Source organism: Flavobacterium wongokense, from assembly GCF_021608265.1.
GTDB classification, from domain to species: domain Bacteria; phylum Bacteroidota; class Bacteroidia; order Flavobacteriales; family Flavobacteriaceae; genus Flavobacterium; species Flavobacterium wongokense.
Genome location: NZ_JAKIHP010000004.1, coordinates 1 through 21474 on the forward strand (window position 1 = coordinate 1; position 21474 = coordinate 21474).

17 protein-coding genes, 1 pseudogene and 1 riboswitch are annotated in these 21474 nt (G+C 39.6%); of the genes and pseudogenes, 6 read left to right on the forward strand and 12 right to left on the reverse strand.

All coding sequences use genetic code 11. The features are described from left to right. The 8 genes and pseudogenes from L1S31_RS11255 to recR all read right to left on the reverse strand — a co-directional run. Positions 1–2014, reverse strand: a pseudogene (locus L1S31_RS11255) (hypothetical protein); the annotation flags it as partial. A gap of 332 nt (positions 2015–2346) precedes the next feature. After that, positions 2347–3393 carry a dTDP-glucose 4,6-dehydratase gene (rfbB, locus tag L1S31_RS11260; RefSeq protein WP_236464840.1) on the reverse strand — a complete coding sequence of 349 codons (1047 nt, stop codon included), beginning with the start codon at positions 3391–3393 and terminating at the stop codon, positions 2347–2349. Between the two features lie 4 nt (positions 3394–3397). After that, positions 3398–4675: a nucleotide sugar dehydrogenase gene (locus tag L1S31_RS11265; protein WP_236464841.1), complete on the reverse strand. Its 1278-nt coding sequence runs from the start codon at positions 4673–4675 to the stop codon at positions 3398–3400. Positions 4676–4726: 51 nt separating this feature from the next. Beyond that, positions 4727–6118, reverse strand: coding sequence for a UDP-glucose 6-dehydrogenase (locus L1S31_RS11270; RefSeq protein WP_236464842.1), 1392 nt, complete (start codon positions 6116–6118; stop codon positions 4727–4729). 10 nt (positions 6119–6128) lie between these two features. Beyond that, positions 6129–7109, reverse strand: coding sequence for an SDR family oxidoreductase (locus L1S31_RS11275; protein WP_236464843.1), 981 nt, complete (start codon positions 7107–7109; stop codon positions 6129–6131). Next, positions 7106–9580 carry a polysaccharide biosynthesis tyrosine autokinase gene (locus L1S31_RS11280; RefSeq protein WP_236464844.1) on the reverse strand — a complete coding sequence of 825 codons (2475 nt, stop codon included), beginning with the start codon at positions 9578–9580 and terminating at the stop codon, positions 7106–7108. The genes L1S31_RS11275 and L1S31_RS11280 overlap by 4 nt, the downstream gene beginning before the upstream one ends. Before the next feature lie 11 nt (positions 9581–9591). Then, the gene (locus tag L1S31_RS11285) at positions 9592–10377 is read right to left on the reverse strand and encodes a polysaccharide biosynthesis/export family protein (RefSeq protein ID WP_236464845.1); all 786 of its coding nucleotides are present in this window, start codon (positions 10375–10377) and stop codon (positions 9592–9594) included. A gap of 64 nt (positions 10378–10441) precedes the next feature. Beyond that, on the reverse strand, positions 10442–11062 hold the full coding sequence (recR, locus tag L1S31_RS11290) for a recombination mediator RecR (protein WP_236464846.1): 621 nt from the start codon (positions 11060–11062) through the stop codon (positions 10442–10444). Positions 11063–11217: 155 nt separating this feature from the next. Here recR and L1S31_RS11295 point away from each other — a divergent pair, with 155 nt between their 5' ends. Next, the gene (locus tag L1S31_RS11295) at positions 11218–12714 is read left to right on the forward strand and encodes a sodium:solute symporter (protein WP_236464847.1); all 1497 of its coding nucleotides are present in this window, start codon (positions 11218–11220) and stop codon (positions 12712–12714) included. Here the strand turns inward: L1S31_RS11295 and L1S31_RS11300 are convergent. Beyond that, positions 12711–13076 (reverse strand): CoA-binding protein, encoded by a 366-nt coding sequence (locus tag L1S31_RS11300; protein ID WP_236464848.1) that lies wholly within the window; start codon positions 13074–13076, stop codon positions 12711–12713. The genes L1S31_RS11295 and L1S31_RS11300 overlap by 4 nt on opposite strands. Before the next feature lie 112 nt (positions 13077–13188). On the opposite strand from L1S31_RS11300, the gene L1S31_RS11305 reads away from it, so the two are divergent. Then, entirely contained in the window at positions 13189–13812 is a 624-nt protein-coding gene (locus L1S31_RS11305) for a MarC family NAAT transporter (RefSeq protein ID WP_236464849.1), read from the forward strand. An 87-nt stretch (positions 13813–13899) separates the two neighbouring features. Here L1S31_RS11305 and ctlX read toward each other — a convergent pair whose 3' ends face one another. From ctlX to L1S31_RS11320, 3 genes are all read right to left on the reverse strand, one after another. After that, entirely contained in the window at positions 13900–14835 is a 936-nt protein-coding gene (gene ctlX, locus L1S31_RS11310; RefSeq protein WP_236464850.1) for a citrulline utilization hydrolase CtlX, read from the reverse strand. A 126-nt stretch (positions 14836–14961) separates the two neighbouring features. Further along, the gene (locus L1S31_RS11315; RefSeq protein WP_236464851.1) at positions 14962–15138 is read right to left on the reverse strand and encodes a hypothetical protein; all 177 of its coding nucleotides are present in this window, start codon (positions 15136–15138) and stop codon (positions 14962–14964) included. A 138-nt stretch (positions 15139–15276) separates the two neighbouring features. Continuing rightward, positions 15277–17229: a TonB-dependent receptor plug domain-containing protein gene (locus tag L1S31_RS11320; RefSeq protein ID WP_236464852.1), complete on the reverse strand. Its 1953-nt coding sequence runs from the start codon at positions 17227–17229 to the stop codon at positions 15277–15279. Between the two features lie 81 nt (positions 17230–17310). Beyond that, positions 17311–17512, reverse strand: a riboswitch (cobalamin riboswitch). 67 nt (positions 17513–17579) lie between these two features. Between L1S31_RS11320 and L1S31_RS11325 the strand changes: the two genes are divergently transcribed. From L1S31_RS11325 to L1S31_RS11340, 4 genes are read left to right on the forward strand one after another with little or no spacing between them, the layout of a single operon-like run. Next, positions 17580–18446, forward strand: a complete 867-nt coding sequence (locus L1S31_RS11325) for a T9SS type A sorting domain-containing protein (protein WP_236464853.1) — start codon at positions 17580–17582, stop codon at positions 18444–18446. 12 nt (positions 18447–18458) lie between these two features. After that, positions 18459–19637, forward strand: a complete 1179-nt coding sequence (locus tag L1S31_RS11330) for an ABC transporter substrate-binding protein (protein WP_236464854.1) — start codon at positions 18459–18461, stop codon at positions 19635–19637. Then, positions 19638–20669, forward strand: a complete 1032-nt coding sequence (locus tag L1S31_RS11335) for an iron chelate uptake ABC transporter family permease subunit (protein ID WP_236464855.1) — start codon at positions 19638–19640, stop codon at positions 20667–20669. Beyond that, positions 20666–21463, forward strand: a complete 798-nt coding sequence (locus L1S31_RS11340) for an ABC transporter ATP-binding protein (protein WP_236465003.1) — start codon at positions 20666–20668, stop codon at positions 21461–21463. The genes L1S31_RS11335 and L1S31_RS11340 overlap by 4 nt, the downstream gene beginning before the upstream one ends. The last annotated feature ends 11 nt before the right edge of the window (positions 21464–21474 follow it).

A 21474-nucleotide genomic window follows, 5' to 3' on the forward strand; every position in this document is an offset into this window, starting at 1 on the left:
CTAATTGGGTATCGTCGCAGTCGGAAGCATTAAGAACTCCGCAAGCTACTACAGGTGTTGTTCCAAATCCGTCACCATCGTTATCGGTATATTGCAATTGGTTGTCATTGCAATCTATATTATTCAAAACTCCACAGGCAACCTGTGTAGTTGAACCGAAACCATCGCCATCGGCATCTAAATATTCTAATTGTGTATCATCGCAGTCAGAAACGTTGGTAACCCCACAAGCTACTAATGGTAAAGCTCCAAAAGTATCGCCATCAGCATCTGAATATTGCCATTGATTATCATTACAATCTGAATGATCGGCTATACCACAGGCAACCTGCGTATTCGATCCGAATCCATCTCCATCTGCATCCAGATACAGAATCTGATTATCGTTACAGTCAGACGCGTTGGTAACACCGCAGGCAACTAATGGTAAAGCTCCAAAAGTATCGCCATCGGCATCGCTATATTGCCATTGATTATCATTACAATCGGAATGATCGGTTATACCACAGGCAACCTGTGTAAGCGAACCAAATCCATCACCATCAGCATCTAAATACTGAATCTGATTATCATTACAGTCAGAAGCATTGGTAACACCGCATGGCACTAATGGTAAAGCACCAAAAGTATCACCATCCGCATCGGTATATTGCCATTGGTTATCATTACAATCAGTATGGTTTGTTAAACCACAAGCAACCAACGTAAGTGAACCAAATCCATCACCGTCGGCATCTAAATATTGCAATTGATTATCATTACAGTCAGAAGCGTTGGTAACACCACAGGCAACCTGAACATTTGAACCAAATCCGTCACTATCCAAATCCTGATATTGAATCTGGTTATCATTACAATCGGTATTGTTGGTAATAGTACCGCAGGCTAGTTTAGGCAAAGCGCCAAATCCGTCTCCATCAGCATCCGTATAATAGGTTATTGCATCATTGCAATCAGTACTATTAGTAACAGTTCCACAAGGTAATTTAGGCAAAACTCCAAATCCGTCACCATCTGCATCTGTATAATAAGTTACACCATCATTACAATCGGAATTGTTGGTAACATATCCCGAAGGGACACCTGTACAGCTCAACTGCGTTACACTTGGGTTTCCAAAACCATCATTGTCCGCATCTTCATAATAAGTTATAGCCGCCGGCAATGTTGTTGAGAAATTTGCTCCAAAACTATCATCATAACGCAATACCGCAAGTGAACGATCTGTTTCTGAATCGGCATTTATTTGAGATAAGGTACGTGTGCTTGTATACACAAAATAATAAAGCGTGGTTCCACAGCTTTGCGAAGGCAATGTAGCTGTCCATGATGTTCCCGAACCTGTAGCCTGAACTACCGATGTACTGGCGGTAAAGTCATTGGTTCCAACGCGGTAACGCACATAGATATTTTCTCCGGTTGAAGGAGCGGCACTACTTGTAATAGAAATCACAGGCTGGGTTCCTGTGTAAGATTGGCTGGTTCTTGAAACCGTTATTGGGTCATTGGCTGTATAGCCTACATAAAATTTAGCATTAGTTGCTGTATAGCCTGCATCATTAAATACAAAAGTATAACGGCCTGTTGTACCCATATTCAACCCCATATCGTTACCTGAATTATAGGTTAGATTGGTATTGATTGAGTTTAAGCCTCCTTGCCCTACTCCGCTAAAAGCCCATTTGTTTTGGAAGCGGTTTCCGCTTGGCCCTGAAATAAACAGGAATCCGCCACCACCACCGCCAGGCATGTTGCTGTTAAGGACATCACCACCTGATGCCTGCGCATTATAGGTTTTTGTCCATTGTCCTCTTCCGTCAGTAGGATTGCCTGTAGCTACAGATACTCTTCTGAAAATTGAATTTGCAGCAGAACCTGTATTAAAACCATTCATTGTCCCTACAACCTGAACAGGCTCGCCACCAAAAATATTCTGGGCAACAGCGTCTGCAGAAAAAGACAGCAGGAACAAATAAAATAAACAGCTTAGTGCTTTCTGTAATTGTTTTTTCATAATTAAAAAATTAAAAATTGAATTAAAAAACTTTAATAGATACACTGTAAAACGGTACAATGTAAAAACATAAACACAGGGCATGTTACGTTTGAAGCAGACTTGGGAGTATAAAAGTATTAAATAATAATATTGTTAAACAACGACAAAAGCCTAAGCATTCGAACGAAAACGTTTGCGTGTTGATAAATTGTTAAATTTAAGTTAACAAAATAAAGATTTTAGAATAATTCCTATCTGAAATTGCCAACATTCAAATTTCTTAAGATTAGTGCAAAAAAAATATACGTCATCTGACGTATATTTTAATTTATTCGAAATGGGAATATTTCTTAATGATATTGCTTTTCGTAGTAAGCCTGGTATTCTCCTGAAGTTACGCTTTTAAGCCACTCTTCATTTGACAGATACCAATCGATTGTTTTTTCCAATCCCTGCTCAAAAGTAACGGAAGGTTTCCAGCCTAGTTCTTTATTGATTTTTGAAGCATCGATGGCATAACGCAAATCGTGTCCCGGCCTGTCTTTTACATAGGTAATCAACTTTTCGGATTCGCCTTCAGGCCTTCCCAATTTAACATCCATCTGACGGCAAAGCAGTTTTACCAAATCAATATTCTGCCATTCGTTAAAACCTCCAATATTATAGGTCTCATGATTTTTCCCTTCATGGAAAACCAAATCAATAGCGATGGCGTGGTCAATTACAAACAACCAGTCACGCGTATATTTTCCATCACCATAAACCGGCAATGCTTTATTATTGATGATATTGTGGATGAATAAGGGAACCAATTTCTCAGGGAAATGATTTGGCCCATAGTTATTTGAGCAATTCGTAATCACATAAGGCAACCCATAGGTTTCGCCATACGCCCTTACAAAATGGTCTGAGCTGGCTTTAGAAGCCGAATATGGGGAATTCGGGTCATAAGGAGTCGTTTCAGTAAACAGCCCTTCTGCGCCTAAACTTCCATAAACCTCATCGGTAGAAATGTGATAAAAACGCTTGCCTTCAAAATTGTCCTTCCAAATCGTTTTAGCCGCATTCAACAGATTCATGGTTCCAATGACATTCGTTTTCACAAACGCCAAAGGATCGGTGATGGAACGGTCTACATGCGATTCCGCAGCCAAATGCAATACGCCGTCAAACTGATGTTTCTGAAATAAATCATTGATAAAATCGGCATCAACGATATCTCCCTTTACAAAAGTATAGTTTGGAGACTGGTCGATATCGGCAATATTTTCAAGATTGCCCGCATACGTCAGTGCATCCAGGTTAAAAATCTGGTAATTTGGATATTTTGTTACAAATCGTCTCACCACATGAGAACCAATAAATCCTGCTCCGCCTGTAATTAAAATCTTCTTCATATTATTATAATCTTCCGTCAGCTGTTTCGGTTAAAACTCCTTTTACATCAAACAGTACTCCGTTTGATTTTTTCAATTTGGATAAATCGATAGTTGTAAATTCCTTGTGTGCCACGCCTAAAACGATGGCGTCAAAAGTGTCCGAAGGCAATTCAGTGCTGGTAATCAATTTATATTCGTGCTCTACTTCTGAAGGTTTTGCCCAAGGATCAAAAATCGTCACCTGGATTCCGTAATCCGCCAAAGCATGAACCACATCGACTATTTTGGTATTCCTAACATCAGGACAGTTTTCCTTAAAGGTAATTCCCAACATCAATAATTTGGCTCCATTGATTGTTACGCCTTTCTTGATCATTAGTTTCACAACCTGTGACGCAACATATTCGCCCATGCTGTCATTCAAACGCCTTCCGGCCAAAATGATTTCAGGATGGTATCCTTTTTCCTGTGCTTTTTGTGCCAGATAATAAGGGTCTACCCCAATGCAGTGCCCTCCAACCAACCCTGGTTTGAATGGCAGAAAGTTCCATTTTGTTCCCGCTGCTTCCAAAACGGCATGCGTATCGATTTCCAATAAATTGAAAATCTTGGCCAATTCGTTTACGAAAGCAATGTTGATATCACGCTGGGAATTCTCAATCACTTTTGCTGCTTCGGCAACCTTTATCGATGGTGCCAAATGCGTTCCGGCTGTGATAACCGATTTGTATAAATCGTTTACTTTCTGGCCGATTTCAGGTGTTGAACCCGAAGTTACTTTTAGGATTTTCTCTACGGTGTGTTCCTTGTCTCCCGGATTGATTCTTTCCGGTGAATAACCCGCAAAGAAATCGATATTGAATTTCAATCCGCTTACTTTTTCAAGAACAGGAATGCATTCTTCCTCAGTTACACCAGGATAAACTGTAGACTCATAAATTACGATATCTCCTTTTTTCAATACTTTCCCAACAGTTTCACTAGACTTGTACAACGGAGTCAGATCGGGACGGTTATTTTTGTCAACCGGTGTTGGAACCGTTACCACATAATAATTGCAATCGCGGATATCCTCTAAGGTACTGCTGCAGAACAGTCCATTGGAATTGCTGCTTGAGCTTACCAAAACACTTTTCAAAGTAGCTTCATCTATTTCTAAGGTAGAATCATTCCCGGCATTCAATTCCTGAATCCTGTTCTGATTGATATCAAAACCGACCACAGGATATTTGGTTGCAAATAATCGTGCCAGCGGTAATCCTACATATCCTAATCCAATAACTGCTATTTTAATGTTCATGAGATTTCTTTAACTTATTATCTAAAAAGGGATGCAAATATACTTATTTAATTAAACTCCGATAGATTGGTAAACAAATCCAATAGACTTCAATTTATCTCCATCTAACAGATTCCTTCCGTCAAAAACAAAAGCAGGTTTTAACATGCTGTCGTATATTTTCTGCCAGTCATAATCCCTAAATTCATCCCATTCGGTCAATACTGCAATCGCGTGAGCATTTTTACACGCATCATAAGCATTGTCAAATGATGAAATATGTTTTTCGTTTTCGGCTGGTTTTCTGCTGTCAAGGTAATTCAAATCTGAAAGCACCTGCTCCTGTCCAACCTTTGGGTCAAACAAAGCAATTTTCGCCTGCTCGTTGATTAAATCATCGGCAACATAAATTGCAGCTGATTCCCTGGTATCATTAGTATCTTTTTTGAATGCCCAACCCAGGAAAGTGATTTTCTTCCCCGAAACGGTGTTGTAAAGTGTCTGTACAATATTTTTGGAGAAACGACGCTTTTGGTGGTCGTTCATGATGATGACCTGTTCCCAATAATCGGCAACTTCGTTTAATCCGAATGCCTTTGAAATGTATACCAGGTTCAGGATGTCTTTTTGGAAACAAGAACCTCCAAATCCAACCGAAGCTTTTAGGAATTTTGGCCCAATCCTACTATCCATACCAATTGCCTTAGCTACTTCATTGACATTTGCCTCTGTTTTTTCACACAATTCGGAAATGGCATTTATAGAAGAAACCCTTTGTGCCAAAAATGCATTGGCGACTAATTTTGACAATTCAGATGACCAGACATTTGTGGTTAAAATCCTCTCTTTCGGAACCCAATTTGCATAAACATCAACCAAGGCCTTAATGGCATTTTGCCCTTCGGGAGAAGATTCCCCACCAATCAAAACCCTGTCAGGGCTTAACAAATCGGCCACTGCTGTTCCTTCCGCAAGGAATTCAGGATTGGAAAGTATTTGAAACTGGACCCCATTTCCGGTATTGTCCAATATGCTTTTTATTGCTTCAGCAGTCCGAACCGGCAATGTTGATTTTTCAACAATGATTTTGTTGTTCTTGGCAACCCTTGCAATCTGCCTTGCGCAAAGTTCGATGTGCTTTAAATCGGCAGCCATTCCTTTACCTGTACCATAAGTTTTGGTAGGCGTATTTACCGATATAAAAATCAAATCTGCTTCATCTATGGCGTTGTCAACTTCGGTAGTAAAGAACAAATTCTTCCCACGGACATTGCCTACGATTTCGTTTAGTCCAGGCTCGTATATCGGAATGTTATTAACATCCTTATCATTCCACGCCGCGATGCGGGCTTCATTCAAATCGACTACTGTAACTTTAATGTCCGGGCATTTCTGAGCTATGACCGCCATCGTTGGCCCACCAACATATCCTGCACCAATACAACAAATGTTTTTAATTTTCATGCTAAATATTCTATTTTAAATTGTCCCAATACCATTTCACGGCTTCTTTCAAACCATCCTGAAAGGAATATTGAGGAGTATAGTTTAATAATTTTTTTGCTTTGTCAATACTTGCCAACGAATGCGGGATATCTCCTGCCCTGTTGGGTCCGTGCACCACCTTTACATTCGAAATTTCTGAATCAAATTCCGAAAGGTATTCCTTTAACGAACCCACCATTTCATTAAGCGTAGTCCGGTCTCCATAAGCGGTATTGTAAACCGTATTAACCGCTTCCGGGTTTTGGGTCAGCATCGCCAGCTCATTCATTTGAATCACATTATCTATATAGGTAAAATCCCTTGAATAATTCCCATCGCCATTGATAACAGGGCTTTCGTGCTGCATCAGCTGCATCACAAATTTTGGAATCACTGCCGCATACGCTCCATTCGGGTCCTGTTTTCTTCCAAAAACATTGAAATAACGCAACCCGATTGTTTCCAAACCATACGTATTGCTGAAAATATCAGCATACAATTCGTTTACATATTTGGTGATGGCATAAGGTGAAAGCGGTTTCCCAATTTTGTCTTCAACCTTTGGAAGGCTTTCGGAATCGCCATAGGTCGATGAACTCGCTGCATAAATAAAACGTTTCACTCCGGCATCCTTTGATGCAATCAGCATGTTTAAAAAACCGGAAACATTTACATCGTTACTCGTAACCGGGTCTTTTATAGAACGGGGCACTGAACCCAAAGCTGCCTGATGCAGTACATAATCAACATTGATTACGGCCTTTCGGCATTCTTCAAGATTTCGGATGTCGCCTTCGATTAATTTGAAATTCCCGTTGTTTAGAAAATCAGTGATATTATGCCTGAAGCCTGTAGAAAAATTGTCAAAACAAATAACGAAATATCCTTTCGACAAAAAATATTCACACAGGTTAGTACCTATAAATCCGGCACCTCCAGTAATCAATACAGCTGTTTTATTCCCTATCATTTACCCATCTTTTTTAACAAACGATACCTCCATTTTGCAAAGAATTCTTTTGGCTCTTCCTCTTCGTGGTAACCACTTCCGTAACCATAACCATAACTATAGCCATAGCCGTAGCCATAGCCATATCCAACACCGTATTTCGCTTTGTTTTCATAACCGTTAAAGATGATGCTCACGTTGTTAAGCTCTCCTCTTTTGGTTCGGTTGTTAAGCAGGGTCAACATTTCCTTTTTGGTAAAATTCTGGCGCACCACATATAAGGTAACATCACAATATTGCGACAATTCCAATGCATCAGACACCAATCCAACTGGTGGTGTATCTAGAACAATGTAATCGTAAGTTTTCTTTAGTTCATTAATCATTTCCTTCATCGAATCCCCAAGGATCAACTCGGAAGGGTTTGGTGGAATTGGCCCCGATGTAATTACATCAAGGAAAGGAATGTGCGTTTTTTGAATCACATCTTCCAGTTTTCGTTCCCCTATCAGATAATTGACAGCTCCAAGTTCGTTCTGGATATTGAAATCATCAAAGATTTTTGGCTTTCTTAAATCGAGACCCAATATGATGGTTTTCTTTTCGCTCAGGGCAAATACCGTAGCGATGTTCAGCGAACAGAAAGTTTTTCCTTCACCGCTGACCGAAGACGTAAGCATCAGTGTTTTTGCACCATCAACACTTTGTTTTTTATACAGGAACTGCAGTGACGAACGAATTGCCCTGAAAGACTCTGAAAGTGCCGATTTAGGCCGTTCAAATACCGATAGATTGCTTTCGGAATGTTTAACCCCAACGATACCAATTAATGGAAGTTGTGTCTGCGCCGAAATATCTTCGATGTTCTGGACCGAGTTGCTGATGAAGAATATAAAGAATACCAAAATCAATGGAATGATGAGTCCCATAAAGAAAGCCAGGACATAATTCACGCTCGTTTTTGGCCCCAATAATCCACCACCAACATCTTTCGCAGGATCAATGAATACAATATCCGGAAGGTTGGCTGCCTTTACAATCGAAGCTTCGCTTCTTTTTTGAAGGAAGGTGTTATAGATATTGTCACTAAGATTATATTTTCTCGAAAGCTTTAACCATTCCTGTTTGTTTTCAGGAAGCTTGCTGATTTCGCCTTCCACTTTTCCAATTTTTTGGTTGGCCAGGTTCAGGTCGTACATCAAAGCATTTTTATACGAATTGGCATTTTCAAGCAACACTTTTTTCACCGAAGAAATTTCGTTGTCGATTCTTTCATAATACACATCGCCTTTGATGGAATATGACAACTCCGATCTTTCGATGGAAAGCGCAATCAATTTGGAAACGTTGGTATTGATGTTAGGTTCTTCTATTCCGGCTACTGTTGGCGCAGGAAGTTTTGAAAAATCTACACTGTTTTTCAAATAATTCTTTAAGGTATTCAGATAGGAAATTTTTCGTTCCACCTGATCCTTTTCCTCGTCGTACTGTAATAATTGTGCCTTGTAGCTTTGGCCTCCTGCTTCAATATCAAGTATGTTGTTATTTTTACCGAAATCCTTTAACTCATCACCTGAATCCTTCAGCTGTTTTTCCATCGAACCTAAAGTTTCGTCAATGAAATTGATGGTGTTTTCGGCAAATTTGTTTTTATTCTCAAGTTGTCTCCTGATTAAGATTTCAACAGTAGTATTCAAAAAATCGACCATTCGGTTTTTATTGTTGCCCTGGATTCCCAGTTTTAGGATAGAACCTGCTTTTTCATCAATTACAACATTGATTCCCATACAGGCTGTAACGGTTGAATCAAAATTATCACAACGCACCAAAATTTCCTCATTTGCGTTTTCACCAGTATACGAAGGAACCGAATTTACTGTCCAGTGAAGGAAAGGCAGGTTCACAGGTTCGCCAATCTTATAAATCTTTTTGAATTCCCTTTCCTCAACATTGATGAAGGATTTCTTGGCATCAACATATCGGATTACCTCAACCCTGTTTGACGGTAATGCAACGGTTAACTGGTACGAATCTTTAGAAACCATCTTTACCTTGACAAACTGATCCAACAACTGAGGCTGGGTTTTGTCTACCGTAACCTTAAACGGAATCTCACCATAAACATCCTTAAGGAAATATTTGGTTTGCTTAAAATAGTCAATGTAAAACTGTAACTTATCAACTACCAATTCGTTGTGCGACCTCGATTTAAGCGTGGTTGAGATCATCTGGACCTTGTCGGATGTTCCACCCCAATTGAAGACCAAACTGGTATTGGAAGTAAAAAAAGGATTGTTTTCCTCCTGAACGGCGATAGTGGTTTCAACGCCATAAATCTTCTGCTTTCTGACATTTACCTGATGTGCTATAGAAAAAGCGATAATCAATCCAACCGCAAACCATTTCCAATAACTTATGGTTTTAATCAAAAACCCCTTAAAGTCAAAGCTATTCTGTTTATCAAAAAAAGTAAAATCTTTTACGTCTAACATGAAAAATGGGATTAGTTTTTAAGTAACAAATAGGTTGTTGTTGCCAAAGAAAGCAATGTAATAATGGTTGACAAAGATTCTATCCCTGTTTTTCCTGTTCCCCAGGTTTTTTGTTTTAATGGCTTCACATAGATGTAATCATTCGGCTGAAGATAAAAAACAGGTGAACTTGTTGCCTTGCTGTCGGTTAAATCGATGCTGAACGTTTCACTTCCCTGAGGATACCTTCTGATGATTTTTACATCTTTTCTATCTCCGGTAACGGTAATATCTCCAGCATTGGCAATGGCTTCCATAATATTTACCTTGTCCTGGTAAAGCGTTTTGGTTCCTGTACTTCCAACTTCGCCGTTAATAGTGTATCGAAAACCTGCCAATTTTACTGTAACAAAAATACCGGCTTCGCTCTTAAAGTATTTTTCGTTAAGTTGTTTCTCAATTTTAATACGCACATCCTCTGTGGTAAAACCAAGCACATTGATTTCACCAAGAATTGGCAGCCTTATGTTTCCATGGTCATCCACCGAATTCCCGTTAAAATAAGTTCCCTGTTCCGAATTTCCCTGAGTTCCTACTCCGTCGCTACGGAATACCTCAACTAACTTTGGGTCAATGGCTTTTATGGAAATGCTTAAGATGTCGTTGGTCTGGAGTCGATAGGGTTTTTGATTTACCTGTTCAACAGGTTGTGCATTGGAATCATCCTTCTTTTGCAGATAAATCAAATCCTTGCTTGGTATGCAGGATGTCAATAGAACGCTAAAAAGAAGTAATAAATATATTTTGGATTGGTTCATTATTTTAAATAAAAATTTAGCAAACAAAGATAGTTTTTCAATTCTAATTACAAAAAAGTATTTGCTATATGTTTTTTAAGGTGTTTTCAAATGGAATCCTATTTAAAATGCTTCGTCCCAAAGTCACTTCATCGGCATATTCCAATTCGTCACCAACGGCAATTCCACGCGCGATGGTTGATGTTTTTATATTGAAGTCCTTGATCTGCCTGAAGATGTAGAAATTCGTGGTATCGCCTTCCATTGTTGAGCTCAGCGCAAAAATCAATTCTTCCGTTTCACCCGATTTCACTTTTTCGACCAACGAAACGATGTTCAGTTGGCTTGGCCCAATGCCGTCAATTGGGGAAATTTTTCCTCCCAAAACATGGTAAATCCCCTTAAACTGATTGGTGTTTTCTATCGCCATTACATCGCGGACATCTTCTACAACGCAGATAATTTTGTGATTTCTCTTAGGATTATTGCAGATTTCACACACGTCGACATCGGAAATATTGTGACAATTCGCGCAAAATTTTATCTCATCGCGCATCGTTGTCAGTGCCTGTGATAAAAATTGGGTCTGTTCTGAAGGCTGTTTCAGCAAATGCAGCACCAGGCGCAAAGCCGTACGCTTTCCGATTCCGGGCAACTGTGCCATCTCATTTACAGCCTTTTCAAGCAATTTTGAAGAAAATTCCATGGGGCAAAAATAGCAAAATAGCTGGTTGGACAATAGCTTTTTAGAAAGTTAACATTCGGTGCTGTTATTAACATTGCTTTCTTCACAAATTCGCAAACGACGCAACAAACACATTCACATTTTTTAGTATTTTGGCTAACTGTAAAACCTAATGTATGTCGCCAACCACCATCCTAATCATCATCGTTATTTATTTCGGCTTATTGATACTGATTTCAAATCTGGTCAGTAAAAAAAGCTCGGATAACGACACTTTTTTCAAAGCCAATAAAAACTCCAAATGGTATTTGGTTGCCTTCGGGATGATAGGAACTGCGCTCTCCGGCGTGACTTTTATTTCGGTTCCTGGCGAGGTTGGGAATCCCGACCTGCAGTTCAAGTATTTCCAGTTTGTGCTGGGAAATGCGATTGGTTTTTTGATCATTGCCAAAGTCCTGCTTCCGTTGTATTACCGTATGAACCTGACTTCAATTTATGGTTATATCGAACAGCGTCTTGGTTTGGTAAGTTATAAAACTGCGGCCACCATTTTCCTAATCAGCCGAACGATTGGCTCGGCGTTTCGATTGTATTTGGTGGTAATTGTATTGCAGCGTTATGTTTTTGATGCGTTCCATGTGCCGTTTGCACTTACGGTGTTGATTTCATTGGGATTGATCTTTGCCTACACCTATCGTGGCGGTTTGAAAACCATCATCATTACCGATACGCTGCAGACATTCTTTCTTGTTTCATCGGTATTTTTAACCATCTATTTCATTTGTGACAGTCTGGATTTATCATTTTTCCAGGCATTTGAAACCGTGAAGGAAAGTAATTATTCGAAAGTTTTCTTCTTTGAGGATTACCTGAAAGGAAACTATTTTTGGAAACAAATTTTAGGCGGAATCTTCGTAACCATTGCTATGGTTGGGCTCGATCAGGATTTGATGCAGAAAAACCTCAGCTGTAAAAACATTGGCGAAGCCCAGAAAAACATGTTCACCTTTACAGGGATTTTTGTCTTGATCAATATTTTCTTTTTAAGCGTTGGAGCCTTATTATATATGTTTTCCGAGAAAAATGGGATTGCAGTTCCAATGGTTGATGGTGTGGCGAGAACCGACTTTTTGTTCCCCGAAATTGCGCTGAAATCATTAGGAATTGTTCCTGCTGTGGTATTCTTATTGGGATTGACCGCAGCAACATTTGCCACAACCGATTCGGCTTTGACCGCTTTAACCACTTCGTTTTGCGTTGATTTCCTTGGAATGGACAAAACCGAAAACCAGAACAAACCCAATATTGTCCGCACCAGGCATATGGTTCACATTGCGTTTTCGTTCCTGATGTTTTTGGTGATTGTGATTTTTAATTCGGTCAACGATGCTTCGGTAGTGAAGATGATTTTCAAGATTGCGTCCTATACCTATGGACCGCTTTTAGGGTTGTATGCTTTTGGCTTATTTATGAAATCAAAAACAGTACACGACAAACTCGTTCCTTTTATTTGCGTGGTTTCTCCAGCAATCTGCTTCTTTATAAGCAAGTATTCTACGGAGCTATTTGGGGATTATGTTTTTGACAACGAGCTAATTATCGTAAACGGATTGATTACGTTTATTGGATTACTAATCATCAGCAAACCCGCTACTGAAAACACGAGGTATTAATACTGATTGGTAGCCAATAAAACCAAAGTACAGGCAACCTCTACCTGTATTCCGTTGCTTTGTAGCAATTGGTAAAACTGTGGGTTTTCGGTTCCCGGATTGAAGATGACGCGTTTGGGCTTGGTTTCGATAATGTAGTTGTAATAATCCCTTTGATTTGCAGGATTCAGATACAAAGTCACCGTATCAATATTGGTTAGCGGAATTTGTTTGGTATTGATTTTTATTCCGGCAGCTTCTCCCTGCTGCTTGCCGATTGCAATGACCGAATGGCCTTTGTCTACTAACCGATTGATGGCAATATTGGCATATTTATCGGGTCTTGGCGTTGCTCCAAGCACCAAAGTTTTCTTATTTTTCATAGCTTTTCTTTCTTCTTAACAAAGATAATGCTAACTTTATAAACCCGAAGGTTTATTTAACTTCTATTTAATACTAAAAGCAAACCTGCGGATTTATCTTTGCCAAAAAACTATGGATCTTTTTATTTTTCTATTTGCAGCGTTATTTTCAGTTCTGAATCCCATTGGAACTGTACCTATTTTTGTAGGATTGACGCAGGATTACACCAAAAAGGAGCGCTCGAGGGTTGCGCTCTGGACAGGCTTTAATGTTTTCGTCATTTTAATTATTTCCTTTTTTGTTGGGCAGTATGTTTTGGAGTTTTTTGGAATTACCATAACCGCGCTTCGAATTGCAGGTGGAATCATAATTGCAAGTTCGGGATTTGGTTTATTGAATGGGAATTTCAGCAAGAATAAGGGAATCAACAAAAAAGTACAGGAAGATATTGAAAGGCGCAACGACATTGCGCTTACGCCTTTGGCGATGCCAATGCTTGCAGGTCCGGGTTCTATTTCGCTGTTGATTGCCTTTTACCAGGAACATCATTCGACCAATGATATTATTTCGTCCTCTTTGGCAATTGCTGTTGTCAGCCTACTGATTTTTATCATTTTAAGAAGTGCCCATTATTTAGCAAAGTATCTTGGAGCTTCCGGAATCGTAGCCATTTCGAGGATTGTTGGATTCCTGACCATTGCCATTGGGATTCAATACATCATCAGCTCGGTTTTGAGCATTATCAGAGGGATATAAACTATTCTAAATTTTGAATTTTAAATTATAAATTAAGCCCAGATTCAGGATTGAATTTGGGCTTTCTTATTGTTGTTGCAAAATTGATTATTCTTTCGGGAGGAAAATCTCAGCCATCATGCAGCGCGCGCTTCCGCCACCACAGGCTTCAATGGTATCCAGGCTTGAATGTATTATTTCAACATGGGCTTCCAATTGCGAGATTTGTTTTTTGGTCAGGCATTTGTATGCTGATTCACTCATTACCAAAAATCGTTCGTCTTTTTTGCCTTTAACCTCAAGCATGTTCCCGGCAAAATTATCCAGTTGTTCTTCAGTAATCAAAATGACTTCCTTATCATCACCACGAAGGCTGTCGAGCACCATTTTGCGTTCTTTTTTGTCATCGATGCAGTCGGCACAAATCACCGCAAAAGTATCACCTAAGGTCATCATGACATTGGTATGGTAAATCAGTTCGCGTTTGCCGTTCACAGTATGGAATGCCTCAAAAATAACTGGTGTAAATTCGAAATCCTCACAAAATTCTATCATGATTTCTTCCTCTGCCCTTGGCGAAAGCGCACAATAGGCTTTGCCGTTTTCACGGTCCAATACCAAACTTCCGGTTCCTTCCAGGAAAACCCCATCATCTTCTGCCTGGGTATAATCCATGATTTCCTTGATGACAAAACCATCGCCCTCCAAAACATCAAGGATGTCTTCCCTTCTTTCGGAGCGTCGGTTTTCGGCAAACATTGGATACAAAACCACATCGCCATTTTCGTGAAACGAAATCCAGTTGTTAGGGAAAAGGCTGTCAGGCGTGCTTGGTTCTAAGGTATCTTCAATCACCGTAACGTTGACACCAGCCTTTCGCAATTTGGCCACAAAAGTGTCAAATTCCTGCTGGGCTTTGGCATTTACGGTTTCGGGTGAAAGCCCGTCAAGGACTTTTTGGTAATAATTATTTACGGCTGTCTGCTCATTCATTCGGAAAGCAACAGGACGAATCATCAGTATGGCATTGGTAGTTTGTTTCATTGTAATTTCATTTAAATTAGGGAACTGATCCTTTTCGTCCTCTCAAAGGTAACAAAACCCAACCAATAAAAAAGCACCCTTTCGGATGCTTCTTTATCTAAATTTAAATTTTAACACACGTCAAAATTAATATCTCATATTGTGTGCTGATGTTCTTGGCGGTTTTCCTGTACCGTTTGTAGCTCCGTTTGTCCCGGTCCTATCACTGGATGTTCCTCTATTGGAATATTGCGATGCGCAGGAAATAAACAACAAGGCTATCATTAGCAATAACCAGGTTCGGATGTTGAGTAAAGTTTTCATAATCAGTAATTTTTGGTATTATAAATTTACTTCCTTCTCAACTCACATCACTTATAAACTTATGGTTTATTGTTATACAATTCCAACCAGCATAAAACAAAAAAGCCTCCGCAATGCGAAGGCTTTTTCTACCAAAAATTACAAAATAATGTTTAAACCTATTTTGAAATTCCTTCCGCGGGTTGAATAACCCACTGTTTCTACAAATTCCTCATTAAGAATATTGGTTGCTGCCCCAAAAACAGTCAGCCTGTTTTTTAATAATTCGTATTTGGCTGTAGCGTTCAACAATTGGTATGAACCTAACTTTGTCGTCACTACCGCAAAGGTGTTTCCGTCAAAAAAGGCATCGTTACGCGCGTCAAAATACTGGTAATCCACACTTAGGAATGTTCTTGTTGTTGGCTGGAAGCCCAAACCTGCATTAACCTTATGTTTTGGAATCAAACGATCCAAAGCTTTGTCAACCTGAGTAAAGGTATAGTTTCCGTTCAATTGTAACTTTGAAGTCAGGTCAATCGTCAACGAAGTTTCCACTCCTTTTGCTTTGGTTTCTCCGTTTACATTAATATAATAGGCTTCAAAAGTATTTGGGTCAAAATAAAAATCGATGGCGTTGTCCTGGTCACGGTAAAAAGCTACTGCATTCAGCCTTACTTTTTTGTTTACCAATTCGGTTTCGAAACCAGCTTCAATAGTTGCATTTTTTTCCGGAGTCAAATCGGCATTCCCATATTCAGAATACAATTGGTATAAACTTGGTGTGATGTAAGCCGTGCTGTAAGAAGCCAAAACCTTCAAAGGAAATGAAGTCTTGAAATTGTATGACGGATTGATATTATAGACAAAGTTATTGCCATAAGCACTGTGATTGTTCAATCGCGCTCCTGCATTTATATTCAAACCAAAATTAGAATTATACACTGCAGTCGTGTACCCATCGATGATGTTGAATTTGGTTCCTTCTTCAGCAATAGTACTGAAAGGCGTGCTGCTTTTCATATCATTGAACTGATAATTGGCACCCAAAATCACAAATAACTGCTTGCTGAAATTGTATTTATTGAAACCGTCCAAAACAATGCTTCTTGAATCATAAACCGAATAATCCATCGTACTTGAGAAGGTGTTGAATTCCGTATACTCACGGGTGATTTTGGTAAAACCGGAATTCAGTACAAACTCGCCCTTGTTGTATTTGTATTTTGGGCTGAAGCCAAAACGGATTTGCTCCGAAGTCGTAACATTCGCATCGGTATCATTGAAACCGGTATTGTCAAAAGTAAAATCGTAGTCGTTTTTGATTCGGTCATAACCTCCAAAAAAGTCCAATGAAATTTTATCTGTTGCCTTAAATCCGATTTTACCCAAAAGGTTCTGCCTTGAAAAACTATCCTCTTCATAATTTGAAGTCGATGTTGGCTGGGCAATCTGTGACATTCCTTTGGTTTCAGTACTGTTCAATCCGGCAAAATAATTTACCTTTTTGTAATCACCACTTACCGAAAGTCCCTGATTGAAATCCTGTCCGTTATAATGGTGGTTGTCTGCAGTATTGTTCGAACCAATGTTTACGTAGGCATTTCCCTGAATGTCTTTTTTAGCCGATTTTTTCAGGGTGATGTTAATTACTCCGGTTGCAGCTCCGGTTCCGTATAAAGTACTGGCTGCGCCCTTCATGATTTCGATTTTATCAACCTGCTCTACAGGCAGTAACCTCAAATCGTATTCAAAACTTATTCCCGAAGCATCCGTTACCGGAATCCCATCAATCATAACCAAAACCTGGCGGTTTTTTCCACCACGAATATAATAGCCTAAGTTTTTCCCGTTAGCCGATTGGTTTCCATTGATTTCCAATCCAGCTACCTGAGACAAAACTGTTGCCAAGCTCTGACCCGATTTTTTGTTCAAATCCTCAGCGGTGATTACTTCGATAACTTTTCCTGATTTTTCTTTGCTTTGAGCAAATTTGGTATCCGAAAGGACTACTTCCTTCAACGGATTCACTTTGGTGGAATCCACTTCCTGCGCATAGGCACAAGTGTTTAGCAATGCCAAAATAGCAACTGCCTTAACTGTTTTTTTCATTTTAATTCAACAATAATTTAATAATTGTGGGAGAAAAGCATAGAATTTACCCATACCCAAACCTTTTTTCCCGAAAGTTTGTTACTCAATGTGAACTAGGCAGGTCTCCTGGCTTGCGTCTTGTTGTTTACCTTCTCATCCTGAAAATACCGGACAATGGTTTTGCAGATAACAACAAGCTTTGTAGCTTACAGTTGCGGGAACAGCTTTGGAATTGAACCAAATTCCCTTTTAATGCGATTTTGAAAAAACAGAAATCGCAACCTCAATTCGGGTGCAAATATAACACACAAAATTCATTTAATCAGAAAATATTTTTATAGCTTTACAATCATTTTAACTGCCAGATTATGAAAAAGTTATTACTCCTTTTATTGATTTCGAATTTTGCATTTTCACAAAATGCCATTGATGTTAGATTAGTTGATGAAAATGTTGGCCGCCCAATATATGTTTGGGATGAAAATTATATCCACAGTACAAATACTTCGAATGATGACGGACTGAATGCCATTTTGACGGCGTATGGCTTTTTATCCTATGAAGACAATAACTTCCATCCGTATCCGCCTTTCATGTCAAAAACCAAACAACTCCGTGGTAATATTTCTCAGGGACTTTTGGATGCGCTTAACGCCTATTCTTCCGTTATTGCTTTCGCAAGATTTACCGACAATTATGAATATACTGATGCCACGATGATAAAACTGCTAAATGTAAATACAGGAATTCCCATTGGAACTTCAAATAATATCGTTGTCACGAATGATGCCGGCCTGAATGCCATTTTTGAAAACTTCCACGTTTTCTTTTATGCCAAAGCCTACCCTTCTGCACCTGTGGGTAACCCTTTACTTAATTATTACAATGCGGTTTGCGACTGTGATAAAAACCTTTTGAATACCGCTTTGTTGAATTATCCGGCAGTTGTTCAGGCGGTAGAGAGTGTACAAGGTGGTGTGATGCTTTCCAACAGCCAGTTCGAAAAACCAAAAGCGGTCATTTCCCCGAATCCATTTTCAAGTAATTTCAATATCGAAACCGAGCAAACCATTGCCAATTATTCCATCATAGACATTACAGGAAAAACCATAGTTTCAACTTCATCAAAAGCAGCATTAGACAATCAATCGTCACAATTAAGCACAGGTATGTACATCCTGAACCTCGATTTTGACAACGGGCAAAAGGCCAATTACAAATTGGTAAAAAAATAAAAATTATTTTTTATGCGTTTAGCTATAACTTTGCACCACGTGCAAAAAAGCTATATGAAATCTATTGTGACCAAATTTTTATTGTCGCTGAGCCTCTTGTTTCTTTTCAGCTGCAAAAGCGAAACAAAGACAGCAACAGCAGTCTCTTCTGAAAATACTGTTCATTACGCCAAGGGTTTTTCGATTCAGAATTACGAAGGATATTCGGTTGTAACCGTCAGCAATCCGTGGCCAAAAGCAACCAAAACCTATACTTACATCCTAAAGGAAAAAGATGGAATTGTTCCTGACAGCCTGAAACAAAATCTTGTTATTCCGATTCCAATAAAAACCATAGTGGTAACTTCAACAACCCACATTCCTTCATTGGAAATGCTTAACGAAGTGAATTCGCTGGTTGGTTTTCCGCATTGTGATTATATTTCTTCTGAAAAAGTCCGAGCCCAAATTGACGCCGGAAAAATTAAGGAACTGGGCAATAACCAGGATTTGAATACGGAAGTAATCCTCGATTTACAGCCCGACATTATCATTGGCTATGGCATTGACAACAAAAATCCAACTCTGGACAACCTGCAGAAAAGTGGTTTGAAAGTGATGCTCAACGGTGACTGGAACGAAGAAACCGCTTTGGGCAAAGCCGAATGGGTTAAGTTTTTTGGCGCTTTGTATGGCAAACAAAAAGAAGCCGGCGAATTGTTCACCAAAATAGAAAAAGACTATGTCAATACTCTGGAAATTGCCAAACTTGCCAAGACCACTCCAACCATTTTGGCCGGAGACATGTTTGAAGACCGATGGTATTTACCAAAAGGAACGAGTTGGGGAAGCCTGCTTTTGAAACAGGCCAACGGCAATTATTTATGGCAGGAAACCAGCGGAACGGGAAGTTTATCGTTGTCGTTTGAAACGGTTTTTGAAAAAGCCAAAAATGCAGACCTTTGGATTACTTCGGGGCAGTTTTCCACCTTAAAGGAAATGACAGATATGAATCCGCATTACGCCAAATTTGACGCTTTTACCAATAAAAATGTCTACACTTTCAGCAGGAAAAAAGGAAAAACCGGCGGAATCCTGTATTATGAATTGGCACCCAACCGACCGGATTTGGTTTTGAAGGATTTGGTAAAAATCCTGCATCCCGAATTGCTGGTGGGCTACAAACCTTTTTTCTTTGAAAAATTACAATAATTGAAAAACAGGAACTCCATATTATTTTCAGGATTGTCATTGCTGTTGCTGGCAGTATTCGTTTTGAACATTTCCTTTGGCCAGGTTGCCATTCCGATGAAGGAAGTTTTCAGAAGCCTGCTTGGAGGTGAGTCGTCTAAGGAAACCTGGGAATACATCATCATTAATTTCCGTCTGCCTAAAGCCATTACCGCGGTACTGGTTGGTGTTGGGCTTTCGATTTCGGGATTGCTGATGCAGACGTTGTTCCGGAATCCGCTTGCCGGTCCTTATGTGTTGGGATTGAGTTCGGGTTCGAGCCTTGGTGTTGCTTTTGTCATTCTTGGCGCAGGATTACTGCCTGCTGTTTTTTCACAGTTTTTATTGTCATCCTACGGAATAATACTCGCATCCTGTATAGGAAGTTCTTTGGTTTTGCTGATGATATTGGTGGTCTCACAACGGCTGCGCGATACGATGTCCATCCTTATTGTGGGCTTGATGTTCAGTAGTTTTACGAGTGCGATTGTCAGCGTTTTTTCGTATTTCAGTACGGCCGAACAATTACAGAAATATACATTTTGGTCGATGGGAAGCATCGGTAATATTTCGTGGACAAACATAGCAATTTTAGCGATTTGTGTTTTTATCGGATTACTTCTGAGCCTGCTTTCCTTAAAGTCTTTAGACGCTTTGCTTTTGGGTGAAAATTATGCCAAGAGTATGGGGTTGAACATTTCAAAAGCACGTTACATCATTATTTTTGCGACCAGCATTTTGGCGGGAAGCATTACAGCATTTGCCGGGCCAATAGCATTTATCGGGCTTGCGGTTCCGCATTTGGGAAAATTATTATTCAAAACCAGCAATCACAAAATCCTGTTTGCCGGAACGTTTTTCATAGGCTCGATAATTATGTTGCTTTGCGATACGGTTTCGCAAATGCCGGGTTTTGATTTTACGTTACCCATCAATGCGATAACCTCTATAATTGGAGCACCAATGGTGATTTGGCTGATAGTCAGCAGAAAAAATAAAAATAGTGTCATATAGCTTTGGAACAGCCTAAAAAAATACTAAACGCTTCCGGACTGAGCATTGGTTACAAATCCAAAAGCCATCAGATTGTCATTGCCCAAAATTTAAACATTGATTTAGAAAACGGGAAACTCATAGCATTGGTTGGCGCCAACGGCATTGGAAAATCTACGCTTTTGCGGACGCTTACCGGAATCCAGAAGCCTTTGGGCGGAACAGTTGCGCTGAATGGCAGGGACATTTTTTCGTATCAGCCTTTGGATTTGGCACAGAACCTGAGTTTGGTTTTGACCGAAAGCCTTCCTCCAAGCAATCTTACCGTTTTTGAGCTCATCGCTTTGGGAAGACAACCTTATACGAATTGGCTTGGCAAATTATCGAATGACGATTTGGAGAAAGTAAATGAGGCAATTGCCCTTACGCATATCGAACATCTGATTGATAAAAGGCATTACGAAATCAGCGATGGCCAATTGCAGGTTGTTTTGATTGCAAGAGCATTGGCACAGGATACGCCCTTAATTATTCTGGACGAACCAACCACTCACCTGGATTTGTTTCACAAGGTTTCGGTTTTTAAACTGCTGAAAAAACTCTCGAAGGAAACCAACAAATGCATATTGTTTTCGACCCACGACATCGATTTGGCGATACAGCTTTCGGATGAAATGATTGTAATGACCGAAGATTTTGTCGAACAGGATCAGCCGTGTAATTTAATCCGCAAAGGAGTTTTCGATAACATCTTCAAGGATGAATCGCTTTTTTTTGACAAAGAAAAGGGGAAATTCAGCTTCAAAAACCTGTAAATAATTGTTAT

Coding starts and splice junctions, on each gene's coding strand:
- L1S31_RS11305 (WP_236464849.1), top strand. CDS start 13,189: ATGGATCTTTTTATTTTTCTATTTGCAGCGTTATTTTCAGTTCTGAAT.
- L1S31_RS11280 (WP_236464844.1), bottom strand. CDS start 9,580: ATGTTAGACGTAAAAGATTTTACTTTTTTTGATAAACAGAATAGCTTT.
- L1S31_RS11285 (WP_236464845.1), bottom strand. CDS start 10,377: ATGAACCAATCCAAAATATATTTATTACTTCTTTTTAGCGTTCTATTG.
- L1S31_RS11325 (WP_236464853.1), top strand. CDS start 17,580: ATGAAAAAGTTATTACTCCTTTTATTGATTTCGAATTTTGCATTTTCA.
- recR (WP_236464846.1), bottom strand. CDS start 11,062: ATGGAATTTTCTTCAAAATTGCTTGAAAAGGCTGTAAATGAGATGGCA.
- L1S31_RS11330 (WP_236464854.1), top strand. CDS start 18,459: ATGCGTTTAGCTATAACTTTGCACCACGTGCAAAAAAGCTATATGAAA.
- L1S31_RS11270 (WP_236464842.1), bottom strand. CDS start 6,118: ATGAAAATTAAAAACATTTGTTGTATTGGTGCAGGATATGTTGGTGGG.
- L1S31_RS11320 (WP_236464852.1), bottom strand. CDS start 17,229: ATGAAAAAAACAGTTAAGGCAGTTGCTATTTTGGCATTGCTAAACACT.
- ctlX (WP_236464850.1), bottom strand. CDS start 14,835: ATGAAACAAACTACCAATGCCATACTGATGATTCGTCCTGTTGCTTTC.
- L1S31_RS11275 (WP_236464843.1), bottom strand. CDS start 7,109: ATGATAGGGAATAAAACAGCTGTATTGATTACTGGAGGTGCCGGATTT.
- L1S31_RS11315 (WP_236464851.1), bottom strand. CDS start 15,138: ATGAAAACTTTACTCAACATCCGAACCTGGTTATTGCTAATGATAGCC.
- L1S31_RS11265 (WP_236464841.1), bottom strand. CDS start 4,675: ATGAACATTAAAATAGCAGTTATTGGATTAGGATATGTAGGATTACCG.
- rfbB (WP_236464840.1), bottom strand. CDS start 3,393: ATGAAGAAGATTTTAATTACAGGCGGAGCAGGATTTATTGGTTCTCAT.
- L1S31_RS11295 (WP_236464847.1), top strand. CDS start 11,218: ATGTCGCCAACCACCATCCTAATCATCATCGTTATTTATTTCGGCTTA.
- L1S31_RS11300 (WP_236464848.1), bottom strand. CDS start 13,076: ATGAAAAATAAGAAAACTTTGGTGCTTGGAGCAACGCCAAGACCCGAT.